This window comes from Snodgrassella sp. B3882 (assembly GCF_026535915.1).
Lineage (GTDB): Bacteria > Pseudomonadota > Gammaproteobacteria > Burkholderiales > Neisseriaceae > Snodgrassella.
On record NZ_JAFNPF010000001.1, the window covers coordinates 790,800 to 805,288 of the forward strand.

Annotated in this window: 10 protein-coding genes; 6 read left to right on the plus strand and 4 right to left on the minus strand. The window is 41.6% G+C overall.

The window, feature by feature from the left end:
* Positions 1 to 168 precede the first annotated feature (168 nt).
* The 3 genes from J3U68_RS03385 to J3U68_RS03395 are packed head-to-tail and all read left to right on the plus strand — an operon-like array spanning position 169 to position 3,993.
* Entirely contained in the window at positions 169 to 1,080 is a 912-nt protein-coding gene (locus J3U68_RS03385) for an AAA family ATPase (RefSeq protein WP_267374621.1), read from the plus strand.
* Positions 1,064 to 1,999 carry a hypothetical protein gene (locus J3U68_RS03390; protein WP_267374623.1) on the plus strand — a complete coding sequence of 312 codons (936 nt, stop codon included), beginning with the start codon at positions 1,064 to 1,066 and terminating at the stop codon, positions 1,997 to 1,999. Before J3U68_RS03385 ends, J3U68_RS03390 begins: the two co-directional genes overlap by 17 nt.
* Complete coding sequence (locus J3U68_RS03395; protein WP_267374625.1) at positions 1,999 to 3,993, plus strand: DUF3488 and transglutaminase-like domain-containing protein; 1,995 nt, start codon at positions 1,999 to 2,001, stop codon at positions 3,991 to 3,993. Before J3U68_RS03390 ends, J3U68_RS03395 begins: the two co-directional genes overlap by 1 nt.
* A gap of 546 nt (positions 3,994 to 4,539) precedes the next feature.
* On the opposite strand, the gene J3U68_RS03400 is transcribed toward J3U68_RS03395, so the two are convergent.
* Both J3U68_RS03400 and grxB read right to left on the minus strand, forming a co-directional pair.
* On the minus strand, positions 4,540 to 6,255 hold the full coding sequence (locus J3U68_RS03400; protein WP_267374627.1) for a thiamine pyrophosphate-dependent enzyme: 1,716 nt from the start codon (positions 6,253 to 6,255) through the stop codon (positions 4,540 to 4,542).
* Between the two features lie 866 nt (positions 6,256 to 7,121).
* Positions 7,122 to 7,769, minus strand: a complete 648-nt coding sequence (gene grxB / locus J3U68_RS03405) for a glutaredoxin 2 (RefSeq protein WP_267374629.1) — start codon at positions 7,767 to 7,769, stop codon at positions 7,122 to 7,124.
* A gap of 305 nt (positions 7,770 to 8,074) precedes the next feature.
* On the opposite strand from grxB, the gene gss reads away from it, so the two are divergent.
* Positions 8,075 to 9,964: a bifunctional glutathionylspermidine amidase/synthase gene (gene gss, locus J3U68_RS03410; protein ID WP_267374631.1), complete on the plus strand. Its 1,890-nt coding sequence runs from the start codon at positions 8,075 to 8,077 to the stop codon at positions 9,962 to 9,964.
* A gap of 198 nt (positions 9,965 to 10,162) precedes the next feature.
* Here gss and J3U68_RS03415 read toward each other — a convergent pair whose 3' ends face one another.
* Entirely contained in the window at positions 10,163 to 11,434 is a 1,272-nt protein-coding gene (locus J3U68_RS03415; protein WP_267374634.1) for a chloride channel protein, read from the minus strand.
* Positions 11,435 to 11,546: 112 nt separating this feature from the next.
* On the opposite strand from J3U68_RS03415, the gene J3U68_RS03420 reads away from it, so the two are divergent.
* Both J3U68_RS03420 and J3U68_RS03425 read left to right on the plus strand, forming a co-directional pair.
* Complete coding sequence (locus tag J3U68_RS03420; RefSeq protein WP_267374636.1) at positions 11,547 to 13,175, plus strand: ABC-F family ATPase; 1,629 nt, start codon at positions 11,547 to 11,549, stop codon at positions 13,173 to 13,175.
* 52 nt (positions 13,176 to 13,227) lie between these two features.
* On the plus strand, positions 13,228 to 13,773 hold the full coding sequence (locus J3U68_RS03425; protein WP_267374638.1) for a GNAT family N-acetyltransferase: 546 nt from the start codon (positions 13,228 to 13,230) through the stop codon (positions 13,771 to 13,773).
* A 173-nt stretch (positions 13,774 to 13,946) separates the two neighbouring features.
* Here J3U68_RS03425 and crcB read toward each other — a convergent pair whose 3' ends face one another.
* The gene (gene crcB / locus J3U68_RS03430; RefSeq protein WP_267374640.1) at positions 13,947 to 14,327 is read right to left on the minus strand and encodes a fluoride efflux transporter CrcB; all 381 of its coding nucleotides are present in this window, start codon (positions 14,325 to 14,327) and stop codon (positions 13,947 to 13,949) included.
* Between the last annotated feature and the right edge of the window lie 162 nt (positions 14,328 to 14,489).

Below are 14,489 nucleotides of genomic sequence, written 5' to 3' on the forward strand. Positions count from 1 at the left end.
AATCTAAATTGTAAATATTAGTTAATACTCTTTACATATATTTAAAATAGTTTAATATTTGTGAAATTATCTTAAATATGCTGGTGTGGAGAATCTAGCGGCTTGAGATAATTATTTAATTGTATAGTTAATATTTACATAAATCCAGTTTTTTAAATATAGATAATGATGAACCCGAAACTTGATCCAATATTCAAACAGCTCAATGCCCTTATTCTGGGTAAACAACAATTACTGGAACAAATTGTCACTTGTGTACTTGCTCGCGGACATGTTTTATTGAATGACGTGCCAGGCGTGGGTAAAACTACTTTGGCTCATGCTTTAGCCGCTGTGTTAGGAATGGGCTATAAACGTGTTCAATTTACTAACGATATGCTACCGACAGATTTGTTAGGGGTGAATATTTTTCAACCGCAAAACGGTGAGTTCATTTTTCAACCTGGACCGGTTTTTAATCCTTTTCTATTAGCAGATGAAATAAATCGCGCTTCTCCTAAACTACAGTCTGCTCTTTTGGAGGCAATGGAGGAAGGGCAAGTTTCTGTAGACGGCAAAACGTATCATTTGCCACAGCCTTTTTTAGTGGTGGCAACGCAAAATCCAGTAGAGCAATTGGGAACTTATCCTTTACCTGAATCACAGTTAGACCGGTTTATGATGTGTTTGAGTATGGGATATCCAGCCGAAAAAGAAGAAAAACAGCTTTATTTAAGTGGTGGTCGTCGCCAATATATTCCGAAAATTAAACCTATAACCAATAGTAAGATACTACAGCAATGGCAAACTGAAGCCGCGGAAACGACTATTTCACCAGCCGCAGCCGAGTATATTTATCGATTGGTGCAAGCTACACGTGTTCCTGGTCGTTTTGCCGTTGGTCTTAGTCCTCGAGCTGGTCTAGCCGTAGTCAGAGCGGCAAAAGCGCATGCATGGGTACATGCCCGTGCGCATGTTCTGCCTGAAGATGTTAAAGCCATTTGGGTTGCTGTGGCAGCGCATCGATTGCAGCCTATTCAAAGTCAGCAAGACAGTAGAACTGTATTAACCGAGATGCTTGATCATGTGGCCGTGGTCTGAATTACCTGCGCCAATTCACATTGATGGCTATCAAGCATTGCGTCTGAAGAATGTTCGTTTTAGCCTCACACGACTAGGCTGGGGGCTCAGTATAGCTTGTATATTACTGTGGATTATGGCCGTTAACTATCAGGTCAATATTGCCTATGCATTGGTGTTTTGGTTGATGGGGATTATTTTTTTTGGTGCAGCAGCCGGCCTACGCCAATTAACTGGTTTGGTTCTGGAGATTATTCCAGCGGCAGAATATTTTGCTCAAAGAGAAATCGTTTTAACGTTACGCGCTTGTGATGATTGCAAACGCCGTCGCTGGCTATGGTTGCGTACCGGTTTAGAAGAGACTGAACGAGCCAAAGACTGGCAATTATGGAACATCACTCCTGAAAATAGAGAGTTTAGCTGGCGCTTACCGCCACAAAATCGGGGATATTTACCCACGCTCAGATTAGCTGGTGCCAGTATGGCTCCATTTGGTCTGTTAATGGTAGAAGCAAATTGGGAATTTCATGATGAAATTATTATATTTCCTTCACCTTTAATGCATGACTTACCTGTAGCCAGTGTTGATCAAAGTGATGACACTGTACAAATTACCATGAGTGGAGAAAATCCAGCTTATTTGCTTCCTCATCAAAATACCACGCCTTTGAAATATATCGCATGGAAGCATTATGCAAAAAGTGGTCAATTGCTGGATAAATACTTTGAACAAAGCGGTTCTGTGGTTGAACCTGCTTTAATTTCCTATCGCAATTATCCTGCTAATACATCAAAAGAAAAACTTGCCAGTATGCTATGTTTTCGAGTGCTCAGAGCAGAGGCTAGAGGGGAAAAATATATTTTAGAATTACCCCATCAGCGTTTTGAAGCCGGAACAGCGCAACGGACATACTGTTTAACAGCTTTAGGAACTTGGTAATGTGGTTGGCTGATCCTATTTTTTTGCGCAAAACGCCTAAAGTTCGCGCGCAATTCTTATTATTACTGATGCTTAGCTGGGTGGCTTTGCCATTATTATTGGAGTTGCCATTCACGGTTTCTGTGGCATTCGGCTTTTTATTAATCATGCGAATGCTATTATTAATGACCACTTTAAAAAAATTACCTTTGTGGGCGTTGGTGGTTTTATTGGCCGTTTCGGCTGGATGGGTCTATTATAAACTCGGCACTGTAATCGGGCGTGATGGCGGTGTGGCATTGCTCTTGCTCATGGTGGTTTTAAAAGCCTATGAGGGCGAGACATTACGTGACTGGCAAGTATTATTGTTGGCGCAGATCATTTTGATGGGCGGTGCTCTGTTATTTAACCAGCATATGCTGATGGCACCGTGGATAATTATCTCTTTATTTTGCCTGCTTTCTTCGCTCGGATTGTTGGCGGGTATTGAACCTAAGGCGGCGATCAAGCAAGGTGCAGTTGTCTTGCTTTTGTCATTGCCATTGGCGGTAATCTTATTTATTGTGGTACCGCGAAAAAATACGCCATTATGGGGTATACCGCCCACGTCGACTGCCACCTCGACCGGGCTGTCAGACACGATGGATCCCGGTAGTATCAGTCATCTTGTTCAAAGCAATGAACTGGCTTTTAATGTGACTTTTGCGCAGGATGTTACGGTCAAACCTGCTGATCTTTACTGGCGAGTTTTGGTAATGGGGCGTAACGAAAACGGAGTATGGAAAGCTGTAAATGATCAATATACAGATAAACAGACTCTTTTGTTACCCAAAAGAAGTGAACTGGAAAAAAATGCAGATACTCGCTTAGTTAGCTATGAGATCACCATTAAAGATGATAATGGACGTGTTCCGGCCTTAGATCAGCCATTAGCTGATAGTCAAGCTGATATTTCACGGCAGGTTGGTAATGTGGTGAGGTTGGAAAAACGCCGCGAAGGATTACGTCGCATACATCTTTATTCTTCTTTATCCGCTCAATTACGACAAAATTTAAATCCGACACTCAGGCGGTTTTATTTGGAACTTCCTGCTGGCATCAATCAACAAACACGGATATTAGCCAAACAATTGGCGCAGCAATCGAAAAATACTGAAGATTTTATACAACGTATTCTAACTTATTATCGTGAGCAACATTTTCAATATACCTTGACTCCGCAGCGGGGTGGTGAGAAGGCAAATCACACTGATTATTTTCTGTTTACCAGCCATGAGGGATTCTGTGAGGATTATGCTGATGCCACGGTATGGCTGGCGCGTGCTGCGGGCATTCCGGCCAGAATTATTACCGGTTATCAAGGCGGTGAATATCATCCTGATGGACAGTTTTGGCAGATTCGCAATAAAGATGCTCATGCTTGGGTAGAAATATGGATTGCAGAAAAAAATCTATGGCAGCGGATAGATCCTACGGGAACCGTATCGGCTACAAGGGTTGACAGTGGAATTGAAAACGCATTACCGGCAGAACAAACGGAGCATTTAACCCCCAAATATCCTTGGATTAAGAAAAAATTCGATCAAGGTCAGTTTTACTGGCAACAATGGGTGGTGAATTATGACACAGGGCAGAGAAGTACCCTATTTTCTAAATTTGGCCTAAAAAATCTACCATCATGGTTGGTGCTGTTTATCATCATAGTTGGCATTATTGTCACCTCATTGCCGCTGATGATCTGGGTATGGCGTCAGGGACGAAATAATACTTCTCCTTTAATAGATGGATTTAATCTACTCAAAAAAACCATCATTGAGGGCGAAGAAGATGAGATCCTGGCTTATGGTCCGCAAGAAATTAAGCAGATGTTGGAAGAAGCCAATATGCTAACGCCCGATATAGCCACATTAGTTGATCAATTTATTTTGTGGCAATATGGTGCTAATCAATTACCATCTAAACGGCAACAGCGGGTGTGGTATCGCCACATGAAGCGAGCAATACGCAAAATGTAATGGTTGTAATTTGATCAAGGGTTATCGATACTTTATTGAGTGGTTGCATGATCAACTGCAAAGATTTCTGCGTTATATCAATTAGTCTTATAGGAGCTGTGAACAAAAACATACGTCAACGTTGCGTACGCAAAACGTATTGTGTTCACTTATGCTCCTTTAAGCTGGTTTATTCTGATTGCTGATTGAGGCTGTTAGACTTTAAACTGACATTAAGTGATAAGATTAATCACACTCTGTATGATTATTTAAATTGCTGATGGAAAACACGATAAATGGGTGACAACCAAGCTAATCGCACTGATTGATCATTAGCTGATTGGTTAAAACTGTCATGATGATTGATCTAATATGTTTGGAACCAATTTTATTGATAAATCATTAATAGATTATTATTTTCTTTAATCGGTTTTGAAAGCAATTATTTATCGATCATTATCACGATAAGCAAAAAATGTACCTACGGCTTAGAATAGATGAATGAGTATTGAAAAATGTGTATTTATCGATTGGGCAGATCCGCCCAATCGATAAATCGGCTAATGCTTAAATATTATGTTTGATCATGTCGATTACTTCTTTGCCTTTGCCTTCAAGAATGGCTTTGGAACCATACCAGACCATGTTTTTAACATTTTCATAGCTGATTGCTGGGGGCATGATCAGTTCATCTGGGCTAATAATGACATTGAGTAAAGCTGGTCCAGATGTCGACAGGAATGTTTTGACCGCATTTTCGAGTTCAGAAGATTTGCTGACTGTCTGTGCGCTAAAGCCACAGCCTTCAGCAATGGTTTTGAAATCACCATTTTTCAAATCGACATAAACTTCGACTAAACCTTCACCTTTTTGCTCCTGTTCGACGAAATTTAATGAGCTGTTGTTAAACACCACGATTTTAATCGGTAAATTTTCCTGTTTCGCGGTCAACAGATCACCCATGAGCATCGCCAATCCACCATCTCCTGATAGGGAAATCACTTGTCTGTTTGGGAACGCTTTCTGGAATCCGTACGCCTGAGGCATGCCGTTTGACATGGTGCCATGTTTGAGGCTGGTTAGAAAGCGTCGTTTACCATTCATGGTTAAGTAGCGCGCGCCCCACAGCATGGGTGTGCCAACATCTGCGGTAATTAAGGCATCATCATTGGCATGTTTATCAATCAGTTCAACTAATTGTTGCGGATGAATGGGGCTTTTATCATTTAAATGCTCGGCAAATGTTTCAAATTTTGCCATGATTTTGGCAAAAAGCGCGGTATATTTATTTAAAAAGCTGTCATCAGTGCGCGCGTTAATATGGGGTAGAAGTTTGTTGATGGTGGCTTGAACATCACCAACTAAACCTAAATCGATGGGATGGCGCAAGCCAAGCTGAGTGGCATCATGATCGATTTGAATGATTTTGGCATGTTGTGGATAATATTCTGACCAGGCAAAGCCACAGCCCAGTAACAACAAGGTATCGCAATCTTTGATGGCGTCGTATCCGGCTTTGGTGCCAAACATGCCGGTCATTCCCACCTGATAGGGATTGTCATAAGCAATGCTGTCTTTGGCGCGTGACGTGTGAACTACTGGCGCTTTTAGTTTTTCTGCCAAAGCGACCACTTCATCATGGGCGTTCTGACTGCCGATACCAGCATAAATAGTAATTTTTTTACCTTGATTGATGGATTGTGCCAGCGCATTAATTTCCTCGTCATTTGGACTAATCACTGGTTGCGGACGCCAGATATGGATCGGTTTTTCCTCAACAGTCATTTTACTGATATCGCTAGGCAGAATCACCACCGCCACACCACGTTTATTTAATGCTGCTTGCGCTGCTTGGGTGAAGATACGCTGCGCTTGATCAGGCTGGTTAACCATTTGACAATAGACGCTGGTGTCCTGATAAACTTTTAGAAAATCCACTTCCTGTGGAAATCCTGTGCCCATGGATGAAGCAGCCAATTGGCTGGCTATGACCAGTACCGGTGCATTGTTACGGTTTGATTCGTACAGACCATTGATTAAATGCAGACTACCTGGGCCACAAGAACCAGCGCAAGCAGTTAATTTGTTGGTGATCATGGCTTCGGCACCGGCAGCGAAGGCTGCAGCCTCTTCATGGCGGGTATGAATCCAGTTGATGTTGCTTTTCTCAATCGCTTTACCAACGAAATTTAAGGTATCTCCAATGATGCCGTAGCAGTTGCTGACACCAGCTTCAATCATGACATCTACAAGTACTTCTGAAACTGTTTTGGTTTTAGACATCTTTATTTCCTCATATTTATTTATGATTTTTAAGCATAAATTTTAGTTTTGTTAATCTATACTTAAGTTAAGTTAATTGTAGTATTTAGTTTTTTTATATACAAGATGACTATCTTAGGATAGTGAAATAAGTTTGAAATCACTATTTTACTGAAATATGGTTATGCCATTCTGAGGCTACTTGCTGCATTGAATAGGTAAGATATAGGTTTACTTTGTCAAACTTATGTTGGTTTAGTTTGGTTTTTGTTAATCTGTTAAATCTTTATTTTTCTATTAATATCATATATATAAGCTGGAGAAAGTTAATGAAAACTTCGAATAGCATTAATATGTAAATTTAATAAAATAATTCTTATTTTATGCTATTTAAATGTTAAAAAGCTGTTGGATTCTTGGTTACATCAGCGTTGCCTAGTTGTAGTATTTTAGTGTCACTCAGCAAGAATAACTTCTCGTATCTTTAAAGGGGTGAATTGTTGTGGTTTAGCGAAGATTGTTGATACGAAGGAATCGGAGAAATGAACGCGCTGACTCAGGAAATTGCGCAGAACTATTGTGGGTTGTTATGTAGTTTGTGAATGATGAAATAAATCCCCATGATGAACAAGACTACTAATCTGTAGCTGGCAAATTGGCTTTTATACGCACTATCTGTATTTGCTTTGTAGCTATAGATGAGATGATTGGCGTAATCAGCCAATACTCAATAAAGGTATTATCTCTGCGCTATGGCTGTGAGAGAAGCATATTCTTTTGTACAAGAATGATGAGTTCAAGGAGCAGATGAATTTGCGTGGATAATGGCTGCATAATCTGTATCAGGTAGGTAGTTTGGAGAAAACTGCCTACCTGTAGTTAATCGATCAAATAGCGCGGTCGAGGTACAAGGGGATGTTGGTTTGACTACTCATCGTTTGCAAATAATCTAATACGATAGCAGGCCATTCAATGTTTTTTACCATGGTCAGATTGCGGATTATTGGAAAAAGCAGAATATCTTCAAGGCTGAAAGTTCCGTTAACAGCTTGATTGCTTTTGATTAATGGTGCCAATCGATGTAAATCGCTTTGTAAACGGTTGATGAGTTCAGGACTTTTTTCCAGCAGTTGTTGAAAATCGCCAAAACGGGCGCTTTTTTTCGCAATATAATAATCTCTTGCTTGTTGCGTAGCGAATTCTGGTAGATTCAGGCGGGTACTTCGAGGTACGATCAAATCGTTACGGTACTCGTCTACAGTGTCTAGCCATTGTTTGATTTCTGGACGAATATTTGTGTCTAAGGGTGTGGTGCTGGCTAACTGATCGATGTAAGACACGATATCCAGACTTTCACCCATAGCAGTATGATCATCTTTCACCAGTATCGGTACCATTTTTTGCCCAATTAATTTCTTAGGTGTATCTTCATCATCATTCAGAATGTATTCTAATGTCACCGGTATATTTCTAAAGCTAAAAATCATTCTGGCTCGCACACAATAAGTGCAATGATCATAAATATAGAGTTGCATACAATTACCTCATTTTTTTGTTCGGCTGTAAACATCAATATAGAAAATATCGGCATTAAAGCACGGGATTTTTCTATACTGGTTAAGTTCACTAATGATGGTTTGACCCGCTTTGAAGGCGTTTGTCGCTAATAAAGCTTAAACTTGTTGTGACTATTTTATTCTCTGATTTATTTTTCGGTGATTGTATATCGCTGATAGGGATACCGTAAACCCATAATGTTAGCTTAGTGTAATTAATTATAACTATGATTTAAAAAGGTTTATGATGCAAAAGTCTAATAATTTAATGGGTTTGTATCTCTATGAAGGAAAAGAAATGTCTGGAAAAATGTGAACCTTTTGGTACTCTTTTGGGGTTTGCGCCAGGAGGAGTTGCTATCTACTCAGCGGACGAAACTCATATTGATAAAACGGTGTTTAAGGATGACGCTGCCTATCGAAGTTATGTCGGTCATGAATACATGGGTTATAAGTGGCAATGTGTTGAATTTGCGCGACGCTTTTTATATATCAATTATGGACTGGTATTCACTGATGTTGGCATGGCATATGAAATTTTTTCATTACGTATCTTGCGTCGGGTGTTTGACGAAGCGTTATTGCCATTAAAAGCTTATGCCAATGGTAGTAGAAAAATTCCTCAGGCTGGAGCTTTGTTGATCTGGGATGAAGGCGGAATATTCGAGTACACCGGGCATGTAGCCATTATTACAGAGGTGTTAAGTGATAAGGTGCGTATTGTAGAGCAAAATCTAGCAGAACACCGTTTACCTAGCGGGCAGCAATGGACGCGTGAATTGCCCTTATCCGTGATCAATGGTGAATATTTTTTACAAGATACTTATCCAGATACAACTATTTTAGGCTGGATGATCCAAACCGATGACCCAACTTACAGCCTACCTCAGCCTGAAATTGCAGCGGAATTAAGACCCATTCACGTGGCTTTTTTGCCGCAAAAAGGGCAGTTTGAAAAAGAATGGCTTAATGAACTTGATCCAATTGAACAGGCTTATGTTGCCGCCAATGGACACCATGTCAGTAAAGATAATGCTTACCGTTATTTTACGATGTCAGCCAGTGCTGAACAGGAATTGATTATGGCTAGTAATGAGTTGCATTTGATGTATATGCATGCAACGGAGAAGGTCATCAAAGATGATGGTTTATTGAGAAATTTTAATGTACCGGAAATATTGTGGCCTAGGCTGCGCTTGTCCTGGCAAAACCGCCGCTATCAAATGATCACTGGTCGACTGGATTTCTGTATGGATGAGCGAGGGTTAAAAGTTTATGAATACAATGCTGATTCTGCTTCCTGCCATACTGAAACGGGTTTGATACTACAGAAGTGGGCTGATCAAGGTGGCTTGAATGCAGGCACCAATCCAGGTGAAGGTCTATTAGATGCTTTGATTGATTGCTGGAAGCACAGTGATGCATGTGATTTTGTCCACATCATGCAGGATAAAGATGCAGAAGAAAATTATCATGCGCGTTTTATGCAAGAGGCGTTAAAACGAGCGGGTTACCAAAGTAAGATTTTATGTGGCTTGGGTGAATTGCATTGGGATCAGTATGGTCGTTTGATCGATGCGGATTGTCGTGAAGTTAAATGTGTGTGGAAAACATGGGCTTGGGAAACGGTGTTGGAACAGGTGCGTGAGGAAGATGCACAACAGATTAGTGCCTTACCGGTGAGTACTGGGCAACCAGATAATCAAGTGCGCTTAATCGATGTATTATTGCGTCCCGAAATATTGGTGTTTGAGCCCTTGTGGACGGTGATTACCAGCAATAAAGCGATTTTGCCAGTATTGTGGTCGATGTTTCCTAATCATCGTTATCTGCTTGATTCTAATTATGAGTTAAATGAACGATTGATTCAGGAAGGCTATGCCGTTAAACCAATAGCAGGGCGATGTGGTCATAATATTGAGCTGGTGGATCATCAACAGCAGGTTTTGGACATGACTCATGGTCAATTCGCGCAGCAGGAAAATATTTATCAGCAATTATGGTGCTTACCAAAGGTAGATGATCAATATGTTCAGGTATGTACTTTCACGGTAGGCGGTCATTATGGTGGGGCTTGCTTGCGTTCAGATCAGTCTCGAGTGATCAAAGGAGAAAGTAATATGCAGCCTTTGCGGGTGCTGAGTGATGAATTATTTGTGCTCAACCAAAGTTAATGTATTGCTAAGCTAAACGCAGATATGATTGATCAGGTTCTCCGAAATCGATTTAATTTAATCGAAGCACATTATCAATCACTGTAATCGGGCTGAATGATGCCTCTGAATTCAGCCTGAGTACCGACATTGGGTACAAGTTATTAGCCTGAAATGCGATTTTTAGCAGGAAAAAAAAGGGAATGGATTCGTCTGCTGCTATGAAGATGATATTTTCTGTAAATAGGTCTGAGTGGGCAGTGCCGAGAGCAGGCAGAGCATGATAGGCATGATGATGTGCGGCGTAACCTCAGTAATTTCCACAATGAAGACAATAGCCGTGACAGGCATTTTTTGTTGTACTGCCAAAAAAACACAGGCGCCGATAATACATGCGGCGATTGTTGAAATTTCAGGAAGCGCGCTATTCCATAAACACGCTAATATTAAAGCCAGCATGCTGCCCAACATCATAGATGGGGTAATAAATCCGCCATAAGCACCGCCACGACTGGCGAGCAGTACCGCCAACCACTTTCCAATTAAAAGTGCCAGTGCATAGCGCCAAGTGATGGCGTCGGCAAAGCTCAGTTCATTTCCAGCTTTACCATTTCCTAATATCTCCGGAAGCCATATCGAGAGCATGCCAATCAGACTAAATGCAACAATGCTGATGAAGATCTGCTGAGGATTTTGACGGTTTTTAGGTTGGCAGGCGCGTAATTGTCGTTGTAGCAGCCAGGAACTAATGGCAATGATGGGACCCAATAACACCGCCCATAACAATAAGGCCTGATTCAAGTGGAGCTCAGGTAAATGATAGGTAGGCATCCCACCTAGAGCAAGACTACCCACCCATGCCGCTATGGTGCAGCAGATAAGAGCAGCAATCACGGCAGTGAAATGAAAACTGATAAGCAAAGTTTCTAACGCAAAAAGTGCACCAGCAAGTGGAACATCAAATACCGCTGCCAAACCGGCAGCAGCCGTGCAGGCGAGTAATAGTTTGCGCTCGTCGCTGCTGAGGTGCAGGCGACGAATGCATTGTTCCATGAGTGCTGAGCTGATTTCACGCGGTGCACTTTCTCTACCTAACGGTGATCCCATGCCTACCGTGACAATTTGCAGCAAACCATGCAATAAGGTTGTGCAAAAGGGCAATGGTGTGGCTGCAGAGCTGATGGCTTTTTTAATCTCAACCAGCTTGGGTAAAAAACGATGCATCAGCCACCAGCCTAAACCACCAATGACACCACAACTCAGTAGTGCCAAAAAACGGTGAATACCGCTAGTTTGTTCTACCATGATACGGAAAGTAACGCCATCTGTGCGGCTGATAGCATAAACTGCCTGCTGAATTTGGTGCAGCAAAGTGATTAGCGCGATACCGACTAGACCGGCAATTACGCCTCCGGTCATTAACAACACAATTAGCTTGAGGGTCAGTTTGGGCATAATGCAGGTAGCACTCAATTCAGGAAAGCGTTTCATTTACAATTATTATGGCTTTATTGTAATCGATAAACACCGGTTTTCCGAATTTTATGACCACCTTGTGTTAAAATTAGCCTATTTTGTCATGATTTTATAAGGAATCACTTCTGTGATCAGTACCAATAATATTACGATGCAATTTGGCGCAAAGCCATTATTTGAAAATGTATCAGTGAAGTTTGGTGGTGGCCATCGTTATGGTCTGATTGGTGCCAACGGTTCAGGTAAATCTACCTTTATGAAGATACTGGGTGGGGATTTAGAACCGACCAGTGGAGAAGTCGCCATCGATCACGGTATGCGTCTGGGTAAGCTGCGTCAGGATCAGTTCGCCTATGAAGACATGCGTGTATTGGATGTGGTGATGATGGGGCACACAGAAATGTGGGCAGCCATGACTGAACGTGATGCCATTTACGCCAATCCTGAGGCAAGTGAAGATGATTACATGCATGCGGCTGAGTTGGAAGCCAAATTTGCCGAATATGATGGATATACCGCTGAAGCACGTGCCGCAGAATTATTGGCTGGTGTTGGCATTGATGAACATCTGCACAATGCAACCATGAGCGAAGTGGCACCGGGCTTTAAACTGCGTGTTTTGTTGGCGCAGGCACTGTTTTCCAAGCCAGATGTTTTATTATTAGATGAGCCAACCAATAATCTGGATATTAATACCATTCGCTGGCTGGAAGAAGTATTGAACAGCTACGAATCAACCATGATTATTATTTCCCATGACCGCCACTTTTTGAACGAAGTGTGTACCTATATGGCTGACGTGGACTATGGTGGTATAACGCTATATCCGGGTAATTATGATGACTATATGCTGGCTTCAACCCAAGCGCGTGAGCGAACACTGAAAGACAATGCTAAAGCCAAGGAAAAACTACAAGAGCTACAGGAATTTGTGGCGCGTTTTTCTGCCAATAAATCTAAAGCTCGTCAAGCAACCAGTCGTGCCAAGCTGGCTGATAAAATTAAAGCAGATATGGTAGAAGTTAAGCCTTCTAGTCGCCAAAGTCCGTTTATTCGCTTTAACTATGACGATAAGAAAAAGCTTCACCGTCAGGCATTGGAAGTGGAAGGCTTATCGAAACGTTTTGATAAGCAATTGTTCAAAAATCTGAGTTTTATGCTTGATGCCGGTGAGCGTCTGGCGATCATTGGTCCAAATGGTGCAGGTAAGTCTACCTTGCTGAAACTGTTGGCTGGAGCATATCAAGAAGAATATGCCGAAGGCATTAAGGCTGACGCTGGAACAATCAAATGGGCAGAAAAAGCCCAAGTGGGATATTACCCGCAGGATCATGAAAATGATTTTGATAAACCGGCAACATTAACCGACTGGATGCGTCAGTGGGGCAAAGAAGGCGACGATGAACAAGTCATTCGTGGTACGCTGGGACGCTTGCTGTTTGGTAGCAATGAAGTGGGCAAACAAGTTCAGGTATTATCCGGTGGGGAAAAAGGACGCATGCTGTATGGTAAACTGATTTTGCAAGAACCTAATGTCATGATCATGGATGAACCAACCAACCATATGGACATGGAAAGCATCGAAGCGTTAAACATGGCGCTGGAAAAATTTCCAGGCACCTTGATATTTGTTTCCCATGACCGTCAATTTGTATCCAGTCTGGCGACACAAATCATCGAATTGGATGGTGAAGGTGGCTTCGAATATTATCTGGGTGATTATGAAGGTTATTTGACCAAAAAAGGCTTGATTTAACGATACAAGACTGCCTATTTATGGCAGTCTTTTTTATAGGGGCGTTACAAACATGAGCAAAGCACAAACCAACAATACACATTTGATAGACTGCAATGAGGCAGAACATGCTGCAGCCATATTGGCCTTATTTAATGACGCCATAGTCCATTCTACTGCTTTGTATGATTATCATCCACGTCCACCAGAATCAATGAAACACTGGTTTGCCAAAAAACAGGCACAACATTGTCCAGTGATCGGTATAGTGGATGACCAAGGAAAATTATTGGCTTTTGCTTCATGGGGCGCATTTCGTGATTATCCCGCCAATAAATATACCATTGAACACAGTGTGTATGTGCACAAAGATCACCGACGGCAGGGATTGGCAAAAAAACTGATGGATGAATTGATCATCCGTGCTCGAGCAGCCGGTAAACATGTTTTAGTTGGCGTCATTGATGCTGATAATGGTGGCAGTATCGCCTTACATGAACAGTTAGGTTTTACCCACGCCGGGACTTTAGCACAGATTGGTTTTAAATTTGGGCACTGGCTGAATGCAGCATTTTATCAGCTGATACTCGACACACCAGACCAACCCATAGATGGTTAAAGCATCATGGCTAATGAGACTTTTTTCAGATCATCTTGGGTTTTCGTTTGCAAATCCTAAAGGGACAAAAGAGTCATTATTCGGTATATTATTGCAGAATAAACAAACGGGTAAAACTCTATTTTAAGTCCATCCTACTGATAGATGATTTAAAAAAATATTCTGCGTTGAATTTATTTGAGTAGCCACTGCATGCTGAGCATGCCCAGTATGGTTAGCAGGATTGAACCCCCCGTATGCAACAGCGTGTGGGTTAAAGCCAATCCCCAACGATGTGATTGTAATAATTGGACTGCTTCAAGAGAAAAGCTCGAAAAAGTGGTCAACCCACCAAGAAATCCCGTAATGATCAGTAAGCGCCATTGCGGCGCAATATCAATGTAATGAGTTAAAAAAGTGGCTGCCATACCAGCAAGATAGGCTCCTACCCAGTTCGCCGCCAACGTGCCATAGGGTATAGCCGAATGCAAAGTGTTCAAACTGATAGCCAGTAGCCATCTTAAAATGGCACCGAATGCAGCTCCACAAGCGATAGCAATAACTGATAAATACATATAACCGACCCAGCAGTAAGTCTAAAATTTTAAAGCGTCCCGTGGAAAACTTTAGGTAGATCGAGACAGAGAAAATCTTCAAATGGGTCTAACATTGTAGTGTGGATCTTTCAATACTTAAAGCTTAGTACTCATTATTTGTCATTGCAAAAACTTCAAGGG